This is a genomic window from Acidimicrobiales bacterium, assembly GCA_035316325.1.
Lineage (GTDB): Bacteria > Actinomycetota > Acidimicrobiia > Acidimicrobiales > VFJN01 > DASXTK01.
In genome coordinates this window covers 1-22,046 of the sequence record DATHJB010000170.1, presented here as the reverse complement: position 1 = coordinate 22,046, position 22,046 = coordinate 1, and the positions used below count along the sequence as shown (strand labels likewise).

Here is a 22,046-nt window from a genome sequence, read left to right as displayed (position 1 = left end):
AGGGGCTACAGGTTCTTCTCGTAGATGATGCGCAGGCCATGGAGCGTGAGGAACGGCTCATGGTGCTCGATCGTGGCCGACAGGGGCGTGATCAGGCCCGACAGGCCCCCGGTGGAGACGACCCGGATCTCCGCACCCAACTCGGCCTCGATGCGCTTGACCATGCCGTCGACCAGCGACGTGTAGCCGTAGATCACGCCCGACTGCATCGACTCGACCGTCGACCGGCCGATCACGTGCCGGGGCTCCACCAGCTCGACCCGCCGCAGGGCCGCGGCCCGCTCGAACAGGGCGTCGAGGCTGATGTCGATGCCGGGGAAGATGGCGCCGCCCATGTACTCGCCACGTGCGGAGATGGCCTCGAAGGTGGTGGCGGTGCCGAAGTCGACCACCACGGTGGGGCCGCCGAGCAGGTCGAACGCCGCCACCGCGTCGGCGATGCGGTCGCCGCCGACCTCCTTCGGGTTGTCGTAGAGGATGGGCACGCCGGTGCGGATCCCCGGCTCGATCACGACGGTCGGGAAGCCGAAGTAGCGCTCGGTCATGCGCCGGATCGCCCCGGTCACCCGGGGGACCGACGAGCACAGCACCGCGCCGCCGATGTCCTCGTCGAACGAGAAGCCGTGGAAACCGAGGAACTCCTGGACGACGAGGGCGTGCTCGTCGGCCGTGCGCTCGGCGTTGGTGGCGACCCGCCAGTGGTCGAGCAGGTGCGTCTCGGCCAGGCGCTTCTGCACGTTGTGGCCGTTGTCGGGCTCCAGGTCGTACAGCCCGATGACCGTCTGGGTGTTGCCGACGTCGATCGCCAGGAGCATCACGGCCCGTGAGGCTACGCGCTGGGCTCCGCCGCCCCCGAAACCGCCGCCGGGCGGTCAGCCGGTGGCGAGCGGCGGGGTGGAGCGGTTGACCCAGCCGGGGTCGGCGGAGCGGGCGCCGACCGGGCGGAGGGCGTCGAGGCGGGTGAGGTCGTCGCCGGTGAGCTCCACGTCGAGGGAGCCGAGGTTCTCGTCCAGCCGACCGGGCCGCTTGGTGCCGGGGATGGGGACGACGTCGTCGCCCTTCGCCAGCAGCCACGCCAGCGCCACCTGCGCCGGAGTCGTCCCGTGCGCCGACGCCACGGCCTTCACCTCGTCGACCAGGCGCAGGTTCAGGTCGAGGTTCTCGCCCTGGAAGCGGGGGACGCCCCGGCGGAAGTCGCCGTCGCCGATGTCGTCGTGGCCGGTCACGGTGCCCGTCAGCATCCCCCGGCCCAGCGGGCTGTACGGGACGATGCCGATGCCCAGCTCCCGGCACACGCCGACGATCTCGTCCTCGATGTCGCGGGTCCACAGCGACCACTCGGACTGCAGCGCCGTGATCGGGTGGGTGGCGGCGGCCCGGCGGATGGTGTCGACCGAGGCCTCCGACAGCCCCAGGTGCCGCACCTTCCCGGCGGCGACCAGCTCGGCCATGGCGCCCACGGTCTCCTCGATGGGGACGGACGTGTCGGCGCGGTGCTGGTAGTAGAGGTCGATGTGATCGACGCCGAGGCGGCCCAGCGACGCGTCGCACGCCGAGTGCACGTACTCGGGGCGACCGTCGGCGTTCCTCGGGGGGAACGATTCGAGCAGGATGCCGAACTTGGTGGCGATCACCACGTCGTCGCGCCGCGCCGCCAGCGCCTTGCCGACCAGCTCCTCGTTGGTGGTGGCGCCGTAGATGTCGGCGGTGTCGAAGAGGGTGACGCCGCGCTCGATCGCCCGGTCGATGGTGGCGAGCGCGTCGGCGTCGTCGCCGGGGCCGTAGACGGCGCTCATGCTCATGCAGCCGAGACCGAGCGCTCCGACCGGGAGCGCGTCGGGACCGAGGGTGCGGGTGGGGACGGTCATGTCAGTGCTCCTCGTGCTTCGGGTCGTCGTCGTGGCGTTCGAGCGCGGCGCGGTCCCAGCCGCCCAGGTCGGCCGCCGCGGCGTAGGTGGTCTGCAGGAAGTCGAGCAGCACGGCGTCCGGGTCGTCGGCCGTGCGCACCACCTCGTACGGCAGCAGGAACTCGCCCAGCTGGGCGTCGTAGGTGACGCCGTCCGCCACCGGGTAGGCGGCGTACCCGGCCGGCTCGGGATAGGCGTAGGAGTAGAAGGCGCCCTCACGCCCGCCGGCGGGGAAGTAGCCGGCGCTCGACACCTCGTGGGAGTAGGCCTCTTCCATGACCCAGGCGCCGCAGTTGGGCACGCCGCCCGGGTGCTTGGGGGCGGTCCGGCCGGAGAACCGGGTGAGGGCGAGGTCGAGCCCACCCCAGAACACGTGCACCGGGCTGACCTTCCCCAGGTAGCGGGCGCGGAAGGCACCGAAGACCCGGTCGCAGTGCACCAGGAGCCGCCAGAACCGGTGGGCGGCGTCGGGATCGTAGGAGGCGTGCTCGTAGTCCTCGGCGAAGGGGATGGACTTCTCGACCTCGACCGGCCGGGCCAGGATGTGCACCTCGATGTCGAGGCTCTCCAGCGCCGCCAGCGTCTCCTCGTAGAACACCGCCACCGGCTTCGGTGCCAGGGCGACGGTGCGCCGTTCGGGGTCGTCGGTCTCGATGACCAGCTCGTGGGCCACGAAGTCGAACGTCATGGCGAAGCTGCGGCCGCGGTACGGGATCGGCGACGTGGTGAGCCCCCGGGTCGACACGTACAGCGGCACGTTCCACCAGTGGTTCACCAGCGGCGTGAGCTCCATGCGCACCTTGCCGACGATCTGGGTCCACATGTGCAGGGTGTCCCGAGTGTCGCTCCACTCGTCGACCACCAGTTCCGGCCACATGGTCAAGAGGCTACGACCCCCGTCACTTCACGACGTCGAGGCCGATGTCGAGGACCGGGGCCGAGTGGGTCAGGGCGCCGATCGAGACCAGGTCGGCGCCCGTCGTGGCGTAGGCGCTGATGCGGTCGAGGTCGATGCGGCCGGAGATCTCCAGCAGCGGCCGGGTGGGGTGGTCGGCCCGCACCTTCATCACCACCGACCGCACCGCGGCCGGCGACATGTTGTCGAGCAGCAGGGCGTCGGCCTGGGCCTTCACCGCCTCCGACACCATCTGGGCGTCGGCGCACTCCACCTGAACGGTGCGGCCCGGCCAGCGGCGCCGGGCGGTGGCCACGGCGTCGGTGATCGACATCAGCTCCAGGTGGTTGTCCTTCAGCAGCACCCACTCCGACAGGTTGCCCCGGTGGTTCGACCCGCCCCCGGCCCGCACCGCCGCCTTCTCCAGCGACCGCAGCCCCGGCGTGGTCTTGCGGGTGTCCCACACGCGCAGCGCCCCGCCGGCGGCCTCCACGGCGGCGACGAACCGGGCCGTCAGCGTGGCGATCCCCGACAGGTGGCCGAGGAAGTTCAGCGCGGTCCGCTCCCCCGTCAGGATCGACACCAGCGGCCCACGCACCTCGGCGACGGTCTGGCCGGCGACCACCTTGTCGCCGTCGTCGGCCGACCAGGCGACCTGCACCGTCTCGTCGACCTGCCGGAACGACTCGTCGACGCAGCGGCAGCCGGCGAGCACCCCGTCGTCGCGGGGAACGAACAAGGCCCGGGCCTGGAGGTCGGGTGGCAGCAGCGCCGAGGTGATGTCGCCCAGCGGCGTGAGGTCCTCGACGAGAGCGCGGCCGACCGCCTCGCGGACGGCAGTGACGGGCGCATGAAACTCGTGCATCGGGTGCAGTCTTGCGGGCCACGCGACAGACTCACAGATCGTGGCGACAAGTGGGCGGCATCCAGGGCAAACGCGGCCACGTACGGTGCAGTACATCGCTGTGAGCGCGATCGTGCTGGCCCTGCTGACCACGGCCGGCTCGGGCGACTCGGGCGACGCCTCGGGCGACGAGCCTCCGACGACGACCACCACGTCGGCGCCGGCCCCGATCCCCGACCGCCGGCCCTTCGGCGTCGGCTCGCACACCGAGACGCTGGTCGACGCCGGCCGCACCACGCCCGCGGCACCCGACCGGGGCGTCGCGGCCGCCGACGACCGCACCGTCGGGCTCACCGTCCTGTACCCCACCGACGCCGAGGAGCCGCCCACCGACGGCAGCGGCCTCGCCGACGGCAGCGGCCCGCCGCCCGACACCGACGACGCCGAGCCCGCCACCGGCCCCTTCCCGCTGCTGGTGTTCGCGCACGGCTGGAACGGCTCGGGCGCCAGCCTCGTCGCCCCGGCGAAGCGCTGGGCCAGCGCCGGCTACGTCGTCGCCCTGCCGACGTTCCCGCTCAGCCAGGAGGGCATCGCCACCGACGTCGACCTGGTCAACCAGCCGGGCGACATGAGCTTCGTGATCGACACCCTCCTGGAGCGCGCCGACCGCTCCGACGACCCGCTGGCCGACAGCATCGACCCCGACCGGATCGCCGTCGGCGGGCACTCACTGGGCTCGGCCACGGTCTTCGGGTTCGAGAACAGCTGCTGCGAGGACCCGCGCGTCAAGGCCGTCGTGGCCATCTCGGGCGGCCCGCTGCTGTACCCCACCGGCGCCTACGACGCCGAGTTCGCCACGCCGATGCTGCTGGTCCACGGCCGGAAGGACCCGGGCGTCGTCCCGGCCATCAGCGAGGCCGTGTTCGCCCAGCGGCCGGGGCGGATGGCGTTGCTGCTGCTCGACGAAGGCACCCACACCTCGCTCTTCGGGAGCGCGGACGGGGCGCTCCTCGACCGGGTCCTGGTGGCGTTCCTCGACCGCGAGCTCGACGTCGACCCCACGGCCTGGGACGGCCTGGAGGAGGAGGTCGCCGCGTCCGGTCGCGGCTCCCTCCAGTCCAAGGACGGCTGACCCCAGGCGAAACTTCGACACCAGTGGCGCTCTAGCCACCACTCCTGTCGAGGTTTCGGTGTTGCGCCCTCAGCCGAAGCCGCGGGCGTCCTGCTTCAGGGCGGTGTCGACACCCAGCGCGGCGGCGACCACCAGGGACCGCAACGGTTCCTCCAGCGGCCGGTGGATCTGCACGACGTAGTTGTCGGCCGTGGTGAACATCGTCTTGGCGAAGCCCTCCCACGTCTTGGTGATGCGGGCCACCTCGGCGCCGGTGTGGTCCAGTACGTTGAAGTTCCAGGCCCGCCAGTTCTCGGCGTTGATGGAGCCCCAAGTGGTGCCACCCGACTCGAGCCCGAAGCGGATCTTGCCGATGGCGTTCTGCTGGACGATCTGGCCCACCTCGGTGCCCATGGCGTCCTGCACGATGATGCGCGACTTGAGCACCTTGGCCGGCCGGGTGAGCGCCATCAGCACGTTGCCCTGCAGGTCGACGATCTGCAGCTTGTGGGTCATGAACTGGTCGTAGCTGGTGAAGATCCGGATGGCCTTCTTCAGCGCGTTCTGACCGACCTGGCGCACCGCGCCGAGCTGCTGGCCGTGCTGGTTGTAGATGGCGTACTCGTTGTTGACCTCGATGAGCTTGGCCTTCTGGTTCACCACCAGCACCGGCTCGGTGAAGAGCGTGCCGCCGCCCTGCGGGGTGACGGCGCCGCCGACGCTCTGCACGTCGCGGACGACCTTCTCGGTGGGCCGGTTCACCTGGGGGATGTGGCCGCCGCCCTGCGGGGGATCGACGGCCTGGCGACCGTGCGAGGCGACGTGCTCGCTCCAGTTCGCACCGTCCCACCAGCGCGTCTCGTGGCGGCCGAAGGGGTCGGGATACCAGCCCGGAGCGTGCTGGGGTTGCTGAGTTTGGGCAGGCCCTGGGGCGCCCGCTGCCTGCTGATCTGACATAGGGAGCCCACCGTAGCAACACGGCCCGGCCAGCAATCAGCAGCGTGACAACCGTTACGCCTTGACGACGAACCTCACCGCGAGGTCGGCCGAGCGCTCGGGGAAGTCGCTCCGGGCGTGGGCGCCGCGGGTCTCCTCGCGGGCCGTCGCGGCGGCGCTCAGGGAGGCCCCGACGGTCGCCAGGTTCAGCAGCTCCTGGCCGGCGACGGTGTCGCGGGGGGCGGTCGCCGCGGCGACCTGGGCCGCTTCGAGCGCGGCGGCCAGGGAACCGACCGACCGCAGGACCCCGGCGTGCTCGGTGAGCGCCCGCTGCAGGGCCGCCCGCGCCGCGGGCTCGTCGCCCGGGACGCCGGTCGGCAGCTTGGGTGCCGCCAGCCGCACGCCCGGGATGGCGCGGCCGTCGCCGGGACTGCCGTCGGCCTGCAGGAACGCCCGCATGGCACCGGTCGGGTCGGGGCCGTCCTTGCCCCGCTCCACCGCCTCGACCACCCGGGGGCCGAACACCATCCCGTCGAGCAGCGAGTTCGACGCCAGGCGGTTGGCGCCGTGGACGCCGTTGCCGGCCGCCTCGCCGGCGACCCACAGGCCGGGCAGCGTCGTGGCGCCGTCGAGGTCGGCGAGGATGCCGCCGCAGCTGTAGTGGGCCGCGGGGGCGACGGGCAGCCACTCCGTGGCGGGGTCGAGGCCCACCTCGTCGAGCGCGGCGTTGATGGTCGGGAACCGCTCGGCGAACCGCTCCAGCCCGGTGGCGTCGAGCCACACGTGGTCGGTGCCCTCGTCGAGCAGGACCCGGGTGATGGCCCGGCTGACCCGATCGCGGGGCAGCAGCTCGTCGACGAAGCGCTCGCCCTTCCCGTTCCGCAGCAGCGCCCCGTGGCCCCGGAGCGCCTCCGACAGCAGCGGCTTGGGCCGGGCCGGGTGGTGCAGGGCGGTCGGGTGGAACTGCACGAACTCGACGTCGGCCACGGCCGCTCCCGCCCGCAGCGCCATGGCGATGCCGTCGCCGGTGGCCTCGGCCGGGTTGGTGGTGACGGCGAACAGCTGGCCGGCGCCACCGGTGGCGACCAGCACGTGCCGCGCCCGCACCTCCACCTCGCCGTCGCCGAGCACACGGCCGTGGCCGGCGAGGCCGGAATTGCCGAGCACACGGCCGTGGCCGGCGAGGCCGGGTAGCGCGCGGACCCCGACGCAGCGCCCGTGCTCGACCAGCAGCTTGCTGGCGAAGGTCTGCTCGTAGATCGCCGCCGCGGTCTCCCGCACCGCGGCGACGAGTGCCCGCTCGACCTCGACGCCGGTGGCGGCACCGCCGGCGTGGACGATGCGGGGGTGGCTGTGGCCGCCCTCGCGGGCCTTGGCGAGCGAGCCGTCGGCGTCGAGGTCGAACGTGGCGCCGAGGGCGATCAGCTCGGTGACCCGGGCCGGGCCCTCGTCGACCAGCACCCGCACGGCGTCGACGTCGCACAGGTCGGCGCCGGCGCCCAGCGTGTCGGCCAGGTGGAGGTCGGTGCTGTCGGCCTCGTCGCCGCCCAGCACGGCCGCCACGCCGCCCTGTGCCCAGCGGGTGGTGGCCTGGTCGAGGTCGCCCTTGGTGAGCACCCCGACCCGCAGGCCGTGCGCCTCCGCGGCCCGCACCGCCGCCGACAGCCCGGCGACCCCGGACCCGAGGACCAGGAGGTCGAGCGGCTCGGCCGCCGGGCCGGAGATCGTCAGCTGGCCGGCACCTCCGCGTAGCGGTGGGGCGCGTGCCGCGCCTGCGCCGACGCCAGCAGCTCGGCCGTGGCGTCGTCGACCTGCCGGTTGGCGGCGTCGACGTGCACGATCCGCGGCGCGTAGTCCTCCAGCTCGGCCGACTCGTACTCGGCGTAGCTGATCACGATGATGCGGTCGCCCGGCTGCACCAGGCGGGCGGCGGCGCCGTTGAGGCACATGTCACCCGACCCCGGCCGTCCGGCGATCGTGTACGTCTCGAATCGGGCGCCGTTGTCGATGTCGACCACGGCCACCTGCTCGTGCTCGAGGATGTCGGCCGTTGCCAACAGCTCGGGATCGACCGTGATCGACCCCACGTAGTGCAAGTTCGCGTCGGTGACCGTCGCACGGTGGATCTTCGACTTGAGCATGCGGCGTCGCATGGGCTGTTTGACCTCCTGAGGTGGGTGCCGTCATGCGGTCACCCCCACGTTGTCGATAAGCCTGGCCCGCCCGAACCGAACAGCTGCGAGCAGCCGTAGATTCCCCGAGAGGGTGTCAGGTACCGCCAGTGAGTCTGCTTCGACCACGGCCACGTAGTCCAGTTCCCCGAGGGGTTCCTTGGCGATCATCGCGGCCATCCGCTCCCGCACCGCGGCGGGGTCGCGCTCGCCCTCCTGGATGGCCGCCGCGCCCACGAGGAGCGCCCGGTGGACGACCGGGGCCGCGGCCCGCTCGTCGGGGGTCAGGTAGCTGTTGCGCGACGACATCGCCAGGCCGTCGGGCTCCCGCAGCGTCGGGCAGTCGACCACGTGGACCGGGAACGACAGGTCGGCCACCATGCGGCGCACGACGGCGATCTGCTGGAAGTCCTTCTCGCCGAAGTAGGCCCGGCAGGGGCCGACGATGTTGAACAGCTTGGCGACCACGGTGGCCACGCCCGCGAAGTGGGTGGGGCGGGTGGCGCCCTCCAACCGCTCCGACACCTCGGCCACCGACACCGTGGTGAGCAGCGGCCGGGGGTACATCTCGGCGGCGTCGGGCACGAACAGCAGGTCGACGCCGTTGTCGTTGGCGAGCGCCGTGTCGCGGGCCAGGTCGCGGGGGTAGGCGTCGAGATCCTCGCCGGCGCCGAACTGCAGCGGGTTGACGAAGATCGAGGCGACCACCACGTCGGTCTCCTCGGTCGCCCGCCGCATCAGCGAGGCGTGGCCCTCGTGCAGGTAGCCCATGGTGGGCACGAAGCCGATCGTGCGCTCCACCGAGCGCTCGAAGTCGAGCGTGGTCCGCAGCTCCCCGATGCCCGTCACCTGCAGCGGAGGACTCACCGGGTCACCTCGTGGTTCCCTTCGCCAGGCGACGGGCGGCGGCGGCGAGGGCCTCGTAGGCGGGGCGCTCGTCGTCGGGGAGGGCGTCGAGGTGGCGCTGGACCGTCACCTCGTCGCCGCGGGCGACCGGGCCGGTGAGGGCGTCGGCCGGACCGAGGGCGGCGACGTCGTCGAGCGCGGCCCGGGCCAGGTCGAGGTAGGCCTCGAAGGGCACGCCGGCCACGGCCCCGATCCGCCGCACCTGCCCCATGAGCGCCACGAGGTGGTTGGCGGCGATCGACGCGGCGGCGTGGTAGGTGGCCCGGTGCTCGTCGTCGACGGGGATGGCCCGGCCGTACACGGCGTCGACCAGCGTGCGGACGAACCGGTCGCCCGTCACCGCGAACCAGGCGCCCACCAGGCGCTTCGACCCGATGTCGGGGTTGGGCAGGGCGACCAGGGGATGCAGCGCGGCCCGCCGGGCGTGCGGCGCCAGCACGTCGAGGCCCAGCGACCCCGCCAGGTGGACGACGACCGTCGCCGGGTCGGGCTCGACCGCCTCGGCCACCGCCCCGATCGCGGCGTCGGGCGTGGCGATCACCAGGACGTTCACGTGGTGGGCGGCGCCGCTCAGGTCGTCGTCCCGGCCCAGCATCGGCGCCACGTCGCAACCGGCGTTGGTCAGCGCCAGGGCCAGCGAGGTCCCCGCCCGACCGGGACCGATGATGCGCACGGTGGTCACCACGGATGAGCCTACGACTCGACGCGCTCCACGTGGCCCTCGGCCCCGGCCAGGGCGTCAGCGGAGACCAGGTCGGGGGCCAGGTCGTGCAGCGGCGCCAGCACGAAGCGACGCTCCCACATGCGGGGATGGGGCACGACCAGATCGTCCTCGTCGACCGTGACCCCGTCGATCCACAGCACGTCCACGTCGAGCGTCCTCGGCCCCCAGCGCACCTCCCGCAGCCGGTCCGCCGCGGCCTCCAGGCGCCGGCACACGGCCAGCAGCTCCCGGGCCGACAGCTCGGTGTCGAGCTCCACCACCAGGTTCAGGAAGGCGCCCTGCTCCGGGCCGCCCACCGGGTCGGTCTCGTACCGGGGCGACACGGCCTTCAGCCCGACGTCCTCCAGCGACGCCACGGCCTCCCGCAGGAACCCCTCGCGGTCGCCGACGTTCGACCCGAGCCCGAGGAACGCCCGGGTCACGCCGCCGGTCGGGAGCGGGTGATCCGCACCCCGGAGGTGGCGAGCTGCTGCGGCACGGGCGGACGCAGCTTGCGGGCCGCCACCTCGACGGCGGCGATGCGCACGTCGACGGCGAGCACCGCCTCGGCCACCACCGTCGCCAGCCGCTCCAGCAGCCCCACCGACTCCTTCTGCATGGCGGCCTCGACGACCGCACAGACCTCGCCGTAGTGGATCGTGTCGGTGAGGACGTCCGACGCGCCGGCCGCCCGCAGGTCGGTCACCACGTCGACGTCGAGCTCGATCGGCTGGTCCTGCTCCTGCTCGAAGGGCAACACGCCCACCCGGGCCATGACGACCAGGCCGCGCAGCTCGATCCGGTCGATCCGGTCGGTCACGACGCCTGGTGCTGGCGCAGCAGGTCGGCGTTCGCGACCAGCTGCCGACCCTGCGGGCCCAGCTGCCGCGACGTCAGCCGCTCGGTCACCGAGATCGCCTGCGGCCCGTACGGCACCAGCCCGGCCCACAGCAGGTAGCCGGCGACCAGACCACAGATGCTGTCACCGACCTCCTCGCGGTGGACGAGCACCTTCTCGCCGACCGACAGCAGGTGACGGATCTCGTTGTAGAGCGACGCCTGGAACGAGGGCAGGTCGTCGGTCGGGCGCAACGGACGGTGCAACCAGGCCACGCCCAGCTCGTCGTAGTTGTGCAGGTTGTGGGTGGCGGAGATCAGCGAGATCACCCGGGTGAAGCCTTGCTCCCGGATCCAGATGATCTCCTCCTGCCGGCGGACGCGACGGTGGTTGGTGCCGTAGCCCCCGGGACGTTCGGCGATGGCCAGTCGGTCCTTGAGCACCCACACGAAGTTGCGCGGGGTGATGCCCTGGGCCCACTTGCCCTTCATGGCTGCCACGAGATGCCTTCCTTCCAGATCATGCCGCCGCCATTAGCGCCCGCACTTTGCGCACCACCCGCATGGTCTCCGCAACTTCGTGGACCCGAACCATCGCCGCGCCGCGCCACAGAGCCCACGCCGCGGTGGCCAACGATCCCTCGAGCCGGTCGTGCACCGGGGGCGTTGCGCCCGCCCGATCGGCCTGGCCGAGGAGCACGCCCAGCGAGCTCTTGCGGCTGGTGGCGACCACCACCGGGAACCCCGTGGCGACCAGGTCGTCGAGGTTGGCCAGGAGATCGAGGTTGTGCTCGAGGTTCTTGCCGAACCCGATGCCGGGGTCGATCCACACCTCGCCGACGCCCGCCTTCACCGCCGCCTCGGCCCGCTCGACCAGGAAGTCGCGCACCTCGGCGACCACGTCGCGGTACTGGGGCTCGCGCTGCATGGTGCGGGGGTCGCCCAGCATGTGCATGGCGACGAAGCCGGCCCCGGTCGCCGCGGCCACGTCGGCGAGCGTCGCCGACACGTCGTTGATCAGGCTCGCCCCGGCCGCCACCGCGGCCTCGGCCACGTCGGCCTTGCGGGTGTCGATCGAGACCCGCACGCCCGCGGCGACGAGGCCCTCCACCACCGGCAGGACGCGGCCCAGCTCGTCGGCCGAGGGGACGGGGTCGGCACCCGGCCGGGTCGACTCGCCGCCCACGTCGACGATGTCGGCCCCCTGCGCCACGAGAGCCCGTCCGTGGGCGATCGCGGCTGCGTGGTCGAGGTACCGCCCACCGTCGGAAAACGAGTCAGGGGTGACGTTGACGACACCCATCACCAGCGGAGGCACGGCATTGGACTGTAGTCCCGTACTGGTGGCGGTCAGCGCTGGCCGACCACGAAACGCATCGCTTCCTCGCGGGTGGCCACGTTGGTGCGGAACAGGCCCCGCACGGCCGAGGTCACCGTGGTGGCCCCCGGCTTGCGCACGCCGCGCATGGTCATGCACAGGTGCTCGGCCTCGATCACCACCATCACACCCTTGGGCAGCAGGGTGCTGTCGATCTCGTCGGCGATCTGCACGGTGAGCTTCTCCTGCACCTGCAGCCGCTTGGCGTAGGCGTCGACCAGCCGGGCCAGCTTCGACAGCCCGGTGATCTGCCCGTCGTCGCCGGGGATGTACGCCACATGCGCCTTGCCCACGAAGGGCAGCATGTGGTGCTCACAGAGCGAGTAGACGGGGATGTCGCGGACCATGACCATCTCGTCGTGACCGGCCTCGAACGTGACCGACAGGTGGGTGTCGGCCTGCTCGTGGAGCCCGGAGGTGATCTCCGCGTACATGCGGGCGACCCGGTCGGGGGTGTTCTGCAGGCCGTCGCGGTCGGGGTCCTCGCCGATGGCCTCGAGGATCTCCCGCACCGCCCTGGCGATGCGGGGCTGGTCGATCTGGCTGTCGGTGCGGGTGTCGCCGCGCTTGCCGTTGCCGTCGGTCATGTCGGCCGCGGTGCCCGGGTGCCCAGCCAGCGCGAGAGACGCTGCCGCCAGGTCGGGGCAGGCACCGCCACCTGCACGCTGGAGATGTTCATCGACGCCGCGCCCACCGGCACGCGCCGGCCGTAGTCGTCGTCGTAGGGCTCGTCGTCGCGCGAACGCTCGGGCATCTCGATGCCGGCGCCCTTGTCGATCGGGCCGAACACCTCGGCCAGGTCGGCGTCGTCGAGGGTCTCCTTCTCGACCAGCTCGTCGGCCAGGCGGTCGAGCGTCGACCGGTGGGTCTCCAGGATGGCCCGGGCCCGGTCGTGGGCACCGTCGACCAGCCGCCGCACCTCGCGGTCGATCATGCCGGCCACCTCGTCGGAGTAGGTGCTCTCGTTGCCGCCGCCGTTGGGGCTGGCGAAGCCGGTCTGGCCGCCCGTGGTCAGCTGCTGCGGACCCAGTCGGTCGCTCATCCCGTAGGTGGTGACCATCTTGCGGGCGATCTCGGTGCAGCGCTCGATGTCGTCGCTGGCGCCGGTGGTCGGCTCGCCGAAGACGATCTCCTCGGCGGTGCGCCCACCCAGCAGCATGGTCATCGAGTCGACCAGCTCCGTGCGGGTCTTCAGGTACTTGTCCTCGGTGGGGAGGGCGAGCGTCCAGCCCAGCGCCCGGCCGCGGGCGACGATCGACACCTTGTGGATCGGGTCGGTGCCCTGCAGCACGTGGCCGACCAGCGTGTGGCCGCCCTCGTGGTAGGCGATGACCAGCTTCTCCTTCTCGGACATCACCCGGGTCTTGCGTTCGGGGCCGGCCAGCACCCGGTCGATCGACTCCTCCAGCGCGTGCATGGTGATGTCGGGGGCGCTGCGGCGGGCCGTCAGCAGGGCCGCCTCGTTCATGAGGTTGGCGAGGTCGGCGCCGGTGAAGCCGGGGGTGCGCCGGGCCAGCACCTCGAGCCGCACGTCACCGGCCAACGGCTTGCCCTTGGCGTGCACGTCGAGGATGGCCTTGCGGCCCTCGAGGTCGGGCTGGTCGACCACGATCTGGCGGTCGAACCGCCCGGGCCGCAGCAGCGCCGGGTCGAGGATGTCGGGGCGGTTGGTGGCGGCGATCAGGATGACGCCGGTCTGGGCGTCGAACCCGTCCATCTCGACCAGCAGCTGGTTGAGGGTCTGCTCCCGCTCGTCGTGGCCGCCGCCCATGCCGGAGCCGCGGTGGCGGCCGACGGCGTCGATCTCGTCGACGAACACGATCGCCGGCGCCGCTTCCTTGGCCTTCTCGAACAGGTCGCGCACCCGGCTGGCGCCGACGCCGACGAACATCTCGACGAAGTCGGAGCCGGAGATGGCGAAGAACGGGACGCCCGCTTCGCCGGCCACCGCCCGGGCCAGCAGAGTCTTGCCGGTACCCGGCGGGCCATAGAGCAGCACGCCCTTGGGGATGCGGGCGCCGATGGCCTGGAAGCGCGACGGGTCCTGCAGGAAGTCCTTGATCTCCTGCAGCTCCTCGACGGCCTCGTCGCAGCCGGCCACGTCGGTGAACATCACCGACGGCTGGTCCTTGCTGACCTGCTTGGCCTTCGACTTGCCGAACTGCATCACCCGTCCGCCGCCGCCCTGCATGGCGTTGAGCACCAGCAGGAAGGCCCCGATCAGGATCACCATCGGAAGGAGGCTGAACAGCAGCGACGTCCACACCGACTCGTCCTGCTGGTCGACGGTGACCTCGACCGCGGGCTCGGCGTCGCGCAGCTCCTCGACCATCTCGTCGGCCGACTCGGCGACGAAGGTCGCCCGGTAGTCGGAGTCGTCCCGCAGCTTGCCCTCGACGACGTGGCTCTTGTCCTTGATCGTGGCCGTGACGACGTCGCCGTCGTCGACCTTGTCCATGAACGTCGTGTAGTCGAGGTCTTCGCGCTCCGGTCCCTCGCGCAGCAGCTGCGCACCGAGGAAGAGGACCGCGAAGATGATGAGCAGGTAGACGAGCGCCGAACGAGGGATGCGTTTCACGGTGCGGGCCAGACTACCTGTGAGCGGCCGCGGACTACCCCTCGGCCACGGGGTTCAACCCAACTACTCCGCAGCGTGCTCGCAGACGTACGGAAGGTTCCGGAAGCGCTCGGCGACGTCGAGCCCGTAACCGAGCACGAACGACGGCGGGATCTCGAAGCCGACGTAGCGCAGCTTCAGCGCGGTCTTCTGGTTGCCCTGGCGCACGAACAGGGCGCACACCTCGAGGCTGGCGGGGTCGCGGGCCTGGAGGCTCTTGGAGAGGTAGTTGAGGGTGAGGCCCGAGTCGACGATGTCCTCCACCAGCACCACGTCGCGGCCCAGCAGGTCCATCTCCAGGTCCTTCACGATGCGGACGACGCCGGACGACTTGGTGGACGCCCCGTACGACGACACCGCCATGAAGTCGACCTCCACCGGCAGGTGCACCTCGCGCACCAGGTCGGCGAGGAAGATGAAGGCGCCCTTGAGGACGCAGACGAACAGCGGCGACCGGCCCTCGTAGTCCTTGGTGATCTCGGCGCCCATGACCTTGATGCGCTCGGCGATCTGGGCCGACGACACCACGACGGGGCCGAGCTTCGGGTCGTCGAAGTGATGCTCTGGCGGCGGCGACGAGGGCGGCATGGCGGTAGAGAGTAATGGCCTCGGCGAAGCCCGAGACCGCTTGGGGCGGCGGCGGGGTGGTTGGAACGGGGTAGCGGTCTCAGTCAGAGGGTTGTTGCAGCGTCAACCGGTTCTTCGAGCGGACCACCCGCCACCCGCCGCCCACGTCGCACCCGACGGACTCACCACGGGCCACGGCCAGCACCCGGGCGACCGTCGCGGCGTCCGGCGGGTGCCGCTCCGGACCCCCCGCCTCGCGGAGCCACCGCCGGATCGAGCGGCGGGCCAGGGCGACCGGCGCGTCGCGGATCTCGGTGACGTCGGCGGCGAGGGCGTCGAGCAGCTCGGCGTCGTCGCGGAGGAGGTCGGCCTGACGGGCGAGGATCGGGACGACGTCACGGCCGGCGACGTCGGACAGGAGCGGCAGCACCTCGTGGCGGACCCGGTTGCGACGGAACGCCGGGTCGTCGTTGGAGGGATCGTGGAAGGGCTCCAGGCCGAGCGACCGGCACAGCTCGACGGTCTCGGCCCGGCGCAGCCGCCGCAGCGGACGGCGTTCCGGCGCCATCCCCGCCAGACCGTCGAGACCGGCGCCCCGCAGCAGGTTCAGCAGCACCGTCTCCGCCTGGTCGTCGGCGGTGTGGCCGGTGAGCACCCCCTCGGGCAGCATGGCGTAGCGGGCCGCCCGTGCCCGCGCCTCCAGGTTCGGCCCCGGCTCGACGTCGACCCGGTGTGCCTCGGACCCTGCCCCGAACCGCTCCGCCGCCGCCTGCACGAGCGTCGCCTCGTCGGCGGAGCCGGGACGCAACCCGTGGTCGACGTGGTGGGCGGTGACGACGCAGCCCGCCTCGACCGCCAGCACCAGCAGCGCCAGGGAGTCGGCCCCGCCCGATACCGCCACGTCGACCGCCGTGCCCGCTGACGGGAACGTGCAGCGGGTCAACAGCGCTTCTGTCTTCGCTGAGTACGTCATGACGTGCTCAGCGAAGACAGAAAGGGGACGGCTCGTCAGCCGACGAGCTCTTCGGAGAGGCGCACACGGTCGAGCCACTCCTGGGGGGCGCGGATCTCGGCGAGGGTGGGGAGCCACTCGGGACCGCGCCAGGCGGCCTCCAGGGCGTCCGGCCCGCCGTGGGCCTCCACGTAGGCGATGAAGGCCTCGCCCTGCCGGTACTGGTTCATCTTCGCCTCGATGCCCAGCAGGCGCTGGGCGACCTTGGCCATGCCGCCGGCCTGCTGGCGCCGGTCCCGCAGCGCCCGCGAGAACCGCGGCGCCGAGGGCACCCGGCCCTCGCCGGCCCGGTCCATCGTCACGTCGCCGTGGCCCTCGAGCAGGCTCATCATCCCGCCGATGCGGCCGAACAGCTCGCGCTGCTCCGGCCCGGCCAACAGCGAGGCGATGCCGCCCTCGTCGAGCGGGCTGCGGCCGGCGCGCACCTCGTCGATCACCCGGCCCAGCGCGTCGATGAAGCGCTTCGGGTCGGGGTCGACGGCGTCGAGCGACTTCTCCACCAGCGACAGGAAGTGCTCCCGCAGCCAGGGGATGCCGGTGAACTGGGCCCGGTGGGTGACCTCGTGGAGCGCCAGCCACAGCCGGAACTCCCGGGGCGGGAAGCCGAAGCGCTTCTCCAGCGCCAGCACGTTGGGGCCCACGTAGTAGACGACGTCCTGGTCCTCGGGGCTCTCGTCCTCGATGATCAGGAGGTCGTACTGGCCCAGCACCCGGGTGGACATCCAGCCCAGCAGCACGCCCACCTCGAGGCCCGCGGTGCGGCGCGCGACCTGCGCGGGCACGGCGCGGATGCCCGTGTGGGTGTCGAGCCGCTCGGCCAGTCGCTCGGTGAAGGGCCGCAGCAACCGTTCGAAGCTGGCGAGGTTGGCGCGGACCCAGCCGTCGCGGCCCACCACCCGGGCGCGGGCGGGACCGCCGGCGGAGCGCAGCCCGGTGGCCTCGGCCACCAGCTCCTCGGCCTCGGTGGTGACCTCGGCGAAGTCGGACGTCAGGCGGTCGTAGTGGTAGGACGCCGCCAGCGGCTCCCGACCGGCGACCCGGATCGCGACCCGCTCGGCCATCCCCCAGTCGACCGGCCCGGCCATCTGCTAGCGCTGCTTCCGGGAGGGGTAGCGCTGGGATTCCACCGTCCTGAAGTAGCCGGCGACCATCATGACCACGGTCAGGATGGCTCCGGCCGCCAAGGCGACCCCGAGCCAGAAGTGCCAGATCACGGCAAGCATGCCGCGCATGGTAGGGGACCGCGTGGCGGTCCGCGAACTCCCCCCTGCACCTTTCGTTCCCCGGCTACGCGATCTTGCGTCCCCGTGTGCGCGGCGTGACCGCGCGGTGGTGCAGCGAGCAGTACTCGCTCTCGTTGTAGATCGAGAGACGGGTCCGGCAACCGTCTTCGGAGCAGACCCGGCCGTGCGGAAACGTCCGAGACTGGCTCGAAGCGCTGATGACCCTTTCCCCCGATAGAGCGCGCTCCTCCATGTTCGACCCAACACGGGGACGATTCTCCGTATTCCCGCGCCCCCTCTGAGTAGTCGCAGTTTTGGCCCAATTTCCGCGGGCTTTCGACGCCGGCGCAGTCGCGCTAACGCGCTGCTAACTTTCCGCCCGGTAGGCGATGGGTCCGTCGACCTAGATGGGGAAGACTGGGGGCGACAGGCAGATGGAGCACTCCGGCGACAGCCGCGCCATTGAACCGCGGGCTGGGACGGGCAGCACGCCGGCCTCGACGGCGACTGACGAGCGCGCTGTGCCGCGCGCCTGGGATCCTTCTGCGACCGGCGACGGGCCACAGGCGGACGCCCCGACGCTCGATCGGCGGGATCCTCGGACGGCGCCGACGAGCCGCCCGGGCAGGTCACGTGCCAAGCGCGCGCTCGATCTCGTCGTCGTGCTGGCCGCGCTCCCGTTCATGTGCGTCGTCGGCCTGCTGATCGCCGGCATCGTCGTGGTGACGTCGGGCCGGCCGGCGTTCTTCGTCCACCAGCGCGTCGGGCGCGGCGGCCGCACGTTCGGGATGCTCAAGTTCCGCACCATGCACCGCGACGCCGACGCCATGCTCCGCAGCGACCCGGAGCTGTGGCAGCAGTACGTCGACAACGACTTCAAGCTGCCGCCGTCGATGGACAGCCGGGTCACGCCGATGGGCCGCTTCCTGCGCCGGGCGAGCCTCGACGAGCTGCCGCAGCTGCTCAACGTGCTGCGCGGCGACATGAGCCTGGTGGGACCCCGGCCGATCGTCCCCAGCGAGCTGGAGCGCTATGGCGAGGACGGCGACGCCTACATGGCCGTGAAGCCCGGGCTCACCGGGGCCTGGCAGGTGAACGGCCGGTCGGGCGTGGGCTACCCCGAGCGGGTGGGGATCGACCGCGACTACGTCGACAGCTGGACGTTCTGGCTCGACGTGAAGATCCTGGTGAAGACGCCGCTGGCGGTGCTCACCAGCCGCGGCGCCTACTGAGGCCGCGCCTATTGGGGCGGGACCGGCTCCGCCTCGATGGCCTTGCGGATCTTCGCCATGAGCGACTCGGGCACGGCCTCCGCGCACTTCTTGCGGATGACGAGCCGCAGCTCGGCCTCGAAGTCGTAGGGCTCGGCGCAGGGCTGGCACGTGTCCAGGTGGTGCTGGATCGCGGCCTTCTTGTCTGTGGTCAGCTCGCCGTCGAGGAAGTCGAAGAGCTGATGGAGTGCGTCTTTGCAGTCAGACATGAGCATTCGTGGGATCGGCGTCGGTGAGGTTCCGCTCCACGGCGAACTCGTACAACCGCTTCTGGAGCGCCTTTCTTCCCCGGTGCAACCGACTCATGACGGTCCCGATCGGAATATCGAGTATCTCCGCGATCTCTTTGTACGAGAAGCCCTCGACGTCCGCAAGTAGAACGGCCATGCGGAAGTTCTCCGGCAGCTCCTCGACGGCCTCCTTCACCTCGGACTCGGTGAAGCGGTCGAGCAGCTCGTCCTCGGCGCTGCGACCGGCCATCGCGGCCTCGAGCCCGCCGATGCGGTGGTAGAGGTAGAGGTCCTCCACGTCGTCGAGCTCGGTCTCGTCGGGGCGGCGCTTCTTGGCTCGGTACGAGTTGATGTACGTGTTCGTGAGGATCCGGTACAGCCAGGCCTTGAGGTTGGTGCCCTCCTCGAAGCCGTTGAAGCCCCGGTAGGCCCGCAGGTAGGTCTCCTGGACGAGGTCCTCGGCGTCGGCGCGGTTGCGCGTCATGCGCAGGGCCGCCGAGTACAGCGACGGCATCAAATCCATCGTCTGGTCGGTGAACCGTGCCCGATCGGCCATATGAACGAGACGCTATCGGCTCGTATTGAGGCTCGTTGACATGGGCCCGTCACTACTCCGCCTAGGTGTGGAGGGACAGGGGTAAGTTCGCTACATGTCCAGCTTTCTGACCGACATCAAGACCATCCGCGAGCGCGCGCGGGCGAAGATGGACGAGGGGCCGATCACCGACGCCTACGGGGCCGACCGCAAGCAGGTGATCGAGGTGCTCAACGAGGCGCTGGCCACCGAGATCGTGTGCGTGCTGCGCTACAAGCGCCACTACTTCATGGCCGACGGCATCGCCGCCGGGCCGGTGGCCGACGAGTTCCTGCAGCACGCCAACGAGGAGCTGGGCCACGCCGACCGCATCGCCCTGCGCATCGTGCAGCTGCAGGGCGAGCCGAACTTCTCGCCGATCGGCATCGAGGACCGCTCCCACGCCGAGTACGTCGAGGGCGACACCCTCGTCGGCATGATCAAGGAGGACCTGGTGGCGGAGCGCATCGCCATCGAGTCGTACGCCGAGATCGTGCAGTGGCTCGGCGACAAGGACCCGACGACCCGCCGCCTCATGGAGGACATCCTGGCCGTCGAGGAGGAGCACGCCGACGACCTCCTCAACCTCCTCGCCGACCTGGAGCCGACCGCCTGAACCCGAAACTTCGACAGAGATGGCGCCATAGCAACCAACTCTGTCGAAGTTTCGGTCAGGGGCGGGGGTCCAGAGCGCTCGCCGTGTAGGTGACCGAGGGGTCCCAGAGGACGAAGCCGACCGCGCCCGCGGCGCGCGCCGCGTCGATCTGGGCGCGGATCTCGGCGTCGCCGTAGCCGATGCCGCGGGCGCTGAAGTCCTGCAGCGACGGGACGAACCGGGCACCGCTGTTCTGGGTCACCTCGCCGAAGCGGCTGACGACCCGGGCCACCAGGTCGCCGGGCTGGCGGACGGGGTTGGCGACGCCGAACTCGCCGTTGCCCCAGTAGGCGGGGTGGATGGTGGGCACCACGTAGTCGACGTGGCGGGCCATCTGGGCCACGTCCTGGTCGACGAGGTCGCCCCGGTCGACCGACAGGCCCAGCACCCCGACCCCCTGGTAGGCACCCCGCCGGCGCAGCTCCGTGTGGGCGCCGGCGAGGAAGCCGACCAGCGCCTCGCTGGCCGAGCCCTGCACCCCGGGCACGACCACGTTGGTGGGATCGTCGCCCGGACGGCGAACCTCGTCCCACACGATGTCGTGCACGCCCCGCTCGACGGCGTCGAGGGCGACGTCGAGGTTGTAGCGCTGCACCTCGGCGTTGGCGAAGTTCGTGAACTGGCCGGGCTCGTTGTACGGACCGCCCCCCGGCGCCTGGATCACCTGCTCCCGCCGGCCCGCCGCCCACGCCGCCTGGGCCAGCTTGGGGTCCTTGAAGGCCGCCACCCGGCCGACCACCCGGGCGCCGCGGTCGGTGATGGCGGCGACGGCCGCGTCGAGGTCGTAGTACTCGGTGACGGCGCCGATCTGGTGGGCGAGCGGCACGTCGGTGTCGAAGCCGACGACGCCGGTCTCGTCCTTGAGGTCGAGTTGCACGGCGTCGATGCGCTTCTCGTCGATCAGCTGCAGGACGCGGTTCCGCAGGGCCGGCTCGCTCCAGGCCGCCGCGGTGACGTGGACGGAGCGCACGGCGGGGTAGGTGACCGGCACGACGACGCTGGTGGTGGCCCGGTTGCCGGCGGCGTCGACCGCTTCGAACACCACCGCTCCGGCCGGCGGCTGGGGGAACGACACGGAGAAGGCGCCGTCGTCGGCCACCTCCGCGCGGCGGCCGCCCACCCGCAGCGTCGCCCCTTCCTCCACCTTGCCGGCCACCTCGGCGGGCTGGTCGATGTCGACGGCCTCGACCACCGGCGGCGCCTCGATCGTGGGCGGGGTGGTGTCGAGCGTGAAGTCCCAGCGGAACTGGGCGTTGCTCAGCAGGGCCCGGGGCACCTCCAGCTCCAGCCGATGGCCACCCTCCTCCAGGTCGGCGGGCGGCTTCCAGCGCAGGACCTTGCCCTCGATCTCCGGCTCCTCGACGGGCTCGCCGTCGAAGCGGAGCTGCGACTCCTTGGCCTCGTCGGTCGACTCGAAGGTGATGCGCACGTCGAGCGCGGCGACGCTGAGGGCGTTGAGGGCGCTGTCGTCGTCGAGGCCCGCCTGGTCGACGTGGACGCGCGTGCCCTTGTAGCCGAGCACCAGCACCAGCACGATCGTGCCGACGCCGAGCACCCAGGCGAACACCGCCCCGAAGTCGAGCCGGCGCAGGCGACGGAAGCGGGTGCGCCGGTCCGGCCGCCGATCGTCGCGCTCGAGGTGCAGCGAGCGCGGCCCGAAACCGAGCGATCCGCCGCGGCGGTTCGGGCCCCGGTTCCGGTCCTTCTTCATGATCGACGTCACTGTCCCCGAGTCTCCCATCGCCACCGAGTGGGCGATGACCACACTCCGCGGCCCGAGGGGCTCGGAGTGCGGCCATATTCCGAAAATGTCGCTATTTCGCCGCACATTGTGGCCTCAACGCCGGGTAAGGACCGGTTAAGCCTGTGGCACGATGATCGTCCACACATCACAGGGGAGGTTCAGTGATGTGGGAATCGAAGGGGTAGACGCTGTGGAGCGCCGAACGTTCATCGTGGGAGCAGCCGCGCTGCCGTCGATCGCGTCGATCGACGGGCTCGACTCGATAGCGCCGACCGATCCGCCCGCCCGGGTAGGCACCACCGAGATCGCGCAGATACGCGACGCCGCCGTCTCCGTGAAGCGGGGCGACATGCGCTGGGGCGGTGGCTTCGGCTTCGACGCCGAAGCCACCGCCCCAGCGCATGTCGCCCCGCTTCACGGAGACGGCGGCGTCGCGTATCTGCGCGATCTCGGTGGTGCCTACCC

Annotated in this window: 26 protein-coding genes; 4 read left to right on the top strand and 22 right to left on the bottom strand. The window is 71.6% G+C overall.

What is annotated here, in order from left to right; all coding sequences use genetic code 11:
* Positions 1-5 precede the first annotated feature (5 nt).
* From VK611_22250 to nadC, 4 genes are read right to left on the bottom strand one after another with little or no spacing between them, the layout of a single operon-like run.
* A complete protein-coding gene (locus VK611_22250) occupies positions 6-815 on the bottom strand; it encodes a type III pantothenate kinase (GenBank protein ID HMG44071.1) in 810 nt (269 codons plus the stop codon).
* A gap of 57 nt (positions 816-872) precedes the next feature.
* The gene (locus VK611_22245) at positions 873-1,868 is read right to left on the bottom strand and encodes an aldo/keto reductase (protein ID HMG44070.1); all 996 of its coding nucleotides are present in this window, start codon (positions 1,866-1,868) and stop codon (positions 873-875) included.
* A 1-nt stretch (position 1,869) separates the two neighbouring features.
* On the bottom strand, positions 1,870-2,784 hold the full coding sequence (locus VK611_22240; GenBank protein HMG44069.1) for a DUF5996 family protein: 915 nt from the start codon (positions 2,782-2,784) through the stop codon (positions 1,870-1,872).
* A gap of 22 nt (positions 2,785-2,806) precedes the next feature.
* Positions 2,807-3,667, bottom strand: coding sequence for a carboxylating nicotinate-nucleotide diphosphorylase (gene nadC, locus VK611_22235; GenBank protein HMG44068.1), 861 nt, complete (start codon positions 3,665-3,667; stop codon positions 2,807-2,809).
* A 100-nt stretch (positions 3,668-3,767) separates the two neighbouring features.
* Between nadC and VK611_22230 the strand changes: the two genes are divergently transcribed.
* Complete coding sequence (locus tag VK611_22230) at positions 3,768-4,778, top strand: hypothetical protein (GenBank protein ID HMG44067.1); 1,011 nt, start codon at positions 3,768-3,770, stop codon at positions 4,776-4,778.
* Positions 4,779-4,847: 69 nt separating this feature from the next.
* Here the strand turns inward: VK611_22230 and VK611_22225 are convergent, their stop codons facing one another.
* The 15 genes from VK611_22225 to VK611_22155 form a co-directional block, all read right to left on the bottom strand.
* Positions 4,848-5,714 carry a phospholipid scramblase-related protein gene (locus VK611_22225; protein ID HMG44066.1) on the bottom strand — a complete coding sequence of 289 codons (867 nt, stop codon included), beginning with the start codon at positions 5,712-5,714 and terminating at the stop codon, positions 4,848-4,850.
* A gap of 54 nt (positions 5,715-5,768) precedes the next feature.
* A complete protein-coding gene (locus VK611_22220) occupies positions 5,769-7,385 on the bottom strand; it encodes an FAD-binding protein (GenBank protein HMG44065.1) in 1,617 nt (538 codons plus the stop codon).
* Between the two features lie 35 nt (positions 7,386-7,420).
* Positions 7,421-7,846: an aspartate 1-decarboxylase gene (gene panD, locus VK611_22215; protein ID HMG44064.1), complete on the bottom strand. Its 426-nt coding sequence runs from the start codon at positions 7,844-7,846 to the stop codon at positions 7,421-7,423.
* Between the two features lie 30 nt (positions 7,847-7,876).
* Positions 7,877-8,731 (bottom strand): pantoate--beta-alanine ligase, encoded by an 855-nt coding sequence (panC, locus tag VK611_22210; GenBank protein HMG44063.1) that lies wholly within the window; start codon positions 8,729-8,731, stop codon positions 7,877-7,879.
* Positions 8,732-8,735: 4 nt separating this feature from the next.
* Positions 8,736-9,452 (bottom strand): DUF2520 domain-containing protein, encoded by a 717-nt coding sequence (locus VK611_22205; GenBank protein HMG44062.1) that lies wholly within the window; start codon positions 9,450-9,452, stop codon positions 8,736-8,738.
* A gap of 11 nt (positions 9,453-9,463) precedes the next feature.
* Positions 9,464-9,916: a 2-amino-4-hydroxy-6-hydroxymethyldihydropteridine diphosphokinase gene (gene folK, locus VK611_22200; GenBank protein HMG44061.1), complete on the bottom strand. Its 453-nt coding sequence runs from the start codon at positions 9,914-9,916 to the stop codon at positions 9,464-9,466.
* Positions 9,913-10,293, bottom strand: coding sequence for a dihydroneopterin aldolase (gene folB / locus VK611_22195; GenBank protein ID HMG44060.1), 381 nt, complete (start codon positions 10,291-10,293; stop codon positions 9,913-9,915). The genes folK and folB overlap by 4 nt, the downstream gene beginning before the upstream one ends.
* Positions 10,290-10,802, bottom strand: a complete 513-nt coding sequence (locus VK611_22190; GenBank protein ID HMG44059.1) for a hypothetical protein — start codon at positions 10,800-10,802, stop codon at positions 10,290-10,292. The genes folB and VK611_22190 overlap by 4 nt, the downstream gene beginning before the upstream one ends.
* 28 nt (positions 10,803-10,830) lie before the next feature.
* Positions 10,831-11,628 carry a dihydropteroate synthase gene (gene folP / locus VK611_22185; GenBank protein HMG44058.1) on the bottom strand — a complete coding sequence of 266 codons (798 nt, stop codon included), beginning with the start codon at positions 11,626-11,628 and terminating at the stop codon, positions 10,831-10,833.
* A 32-nt stretch (positions 11,629-11,660) separates the two neighbouring features.
* Positions 11,661-12,275, bottom strand: coding sequence for a GTP cyclohydrolase I FolE (folE, locus tag VK611_22180; protein ID HMG44057.1), 615 nt, complete (start codon positions 12,273-12,275; stop codon positions 11,661-11,663).
* Positions 12,272-14,266, bottom strand: a complete 1,995-nt coding sequence (gene ftsH / locus VK611_22175) for an ATP-dependent zinc metalloprotease FtsH (GenBank protein HMG44056.1) — start codon at positions 14,264-14,266, stop codon at positions 12,272-12,274. Before ftsH ends, folE begins: the two co-directional genes overlap by 4 nt.
* A gap of 63 nt (positions 14,267-14,329) precedes the next feature.
* Positions 14,330-14,893, bottom strand: a complete 564-nt coding sequence (gene hpt, locus VK611_22170; GenBank protein ID HMG44055.1) for a hypoxanthine phosphoribosyltransferase — start codon at positions 14,891-14,893, stop codon at positions 14,330-14,332.
* A gap of 79 nt (positions 14,894-14,972) precedes the next feature.
* Complete coding sequence (gene tilS, locus VK611_22165; protein ID HMG44054.1) at positions 14,973-15,845, bottom strand: tRNA lysidine(34) synthetase TilS; 873 nt, start codon at positions 15,843-15,845, stop codon at positions 14,973-14,975.
* Positions 15,846-15,880: 35 nt separating this feature from the next.
* Positions 15,881-16,969, bottom strand: coding sequence for a zinc-dependent metalloprotease (locus VK611_22160; GenBank protein HMG44053.1), 1,089 nt, complete (start codon positions 16,967-16,969; stop codon positions 15,881-15,883).
* 3 nt (positions 16,970-16,972) lie between these two features.
* The gene (locus VK611_22155) at positions 16,973-17,107 is read right to left on the bottom strand and encodes a hypothetical protein (GenBank protein ID HMG44052.1); all 135 of its coding nucleotides are present in this window, start codon (positions 17,105-17,107) and stop codon (positions 16,973-16,975) included.
* A 407-nt stretch (positions 17,108-17,514) separates the two neighbouring features.
* On the opposite strand from VK611_22155, the gene VK611_22150 reads away from it, so the two are divergent.
* A complete protein-coding gene (locus VK611_22150; GenBank protein HMG44051.1) occupies positions 17,515-18,339 on the top strand; it encodes a sugar transferase in 825 nt (274 codons plus the stop codon).
* An 8-nt stretch (positions 18,340-18,347) separates the two neighbouring features.
* Here VK611_22150 and rsrA read toward each other — a convergent pair whose 3' ends face one another.
* Both rsrA and VK611_22140 read right to left on the bottom strand, forming a co-directional pair.
* Complete coding sequence (gene rsrA, locus VK611_22145; GenBank protein HMG44050.1) at positions 18,348-18,587, bottom strand: mycothiol system anti-sigma-R factor; 240 nt, start codon at positions 18,585-18,587, stop codon at positions 18,348-18,350.
* Positions 18,580-19,164 (bottom strand): sigma-70 family RNA polymerase sigma factor, encoded by a 585-nt coding sequence (locus VK611_22140; protein ID HMG44049.1) that lies wholly within the window; start codon positions 19,162-19,164, stop codon positions 18,580-18,582. The genes rsrA and VK611_22140 overlap by 8 nt, the downstream gene beginning before the upstream one ends.
* A 94-nt stretch (positions 19,165-19,258) precedes the next feature.
* On the opposite strand from VK611_22140, the gene VK611_22135 reads away from it, so the two are divergent.
* On the top strand, positions 19,259-19,798 hold the full coding sequence (locus VK611_22135) for a ferritin-like domain-containing protein (protein HMG44048.1): 540 nt from the start codon (positions 19,259-19,261) through the stop codon (positions 19,796-19,798).
* 55 nt (positions 19,799-19,853) lie between these two features.
* On the opposite strand, the gene VK611_22130 is transcribed toward VK611_22135, so the two are convergent.
* The gene (locus tag VK611_22130) at positions 19,854-21,548 is read right to left on the bottom strand and encodes a putative glycoside hydrolase (GenBank protein HMG44047.1); all 1,695 of its coding nucleotides are present in this window, start codon (positions 21,546-21,548) and stop codon (positions 19,854-19,856) included.
* A gap of 223 nt (positions 21,549-21,771) precedes the next feature.
* On the opposite strand from VK611_22130, the gene VK611_22125 reads away from it, so the two are divergent.
* Positions 21,772-22,046, top strand: a 275-nt coding sequence (locus VK611_22125; protein ID HMG44046.1) for a hypothetical protein, incomplete at its 3' end; no start/stop codon positions are given.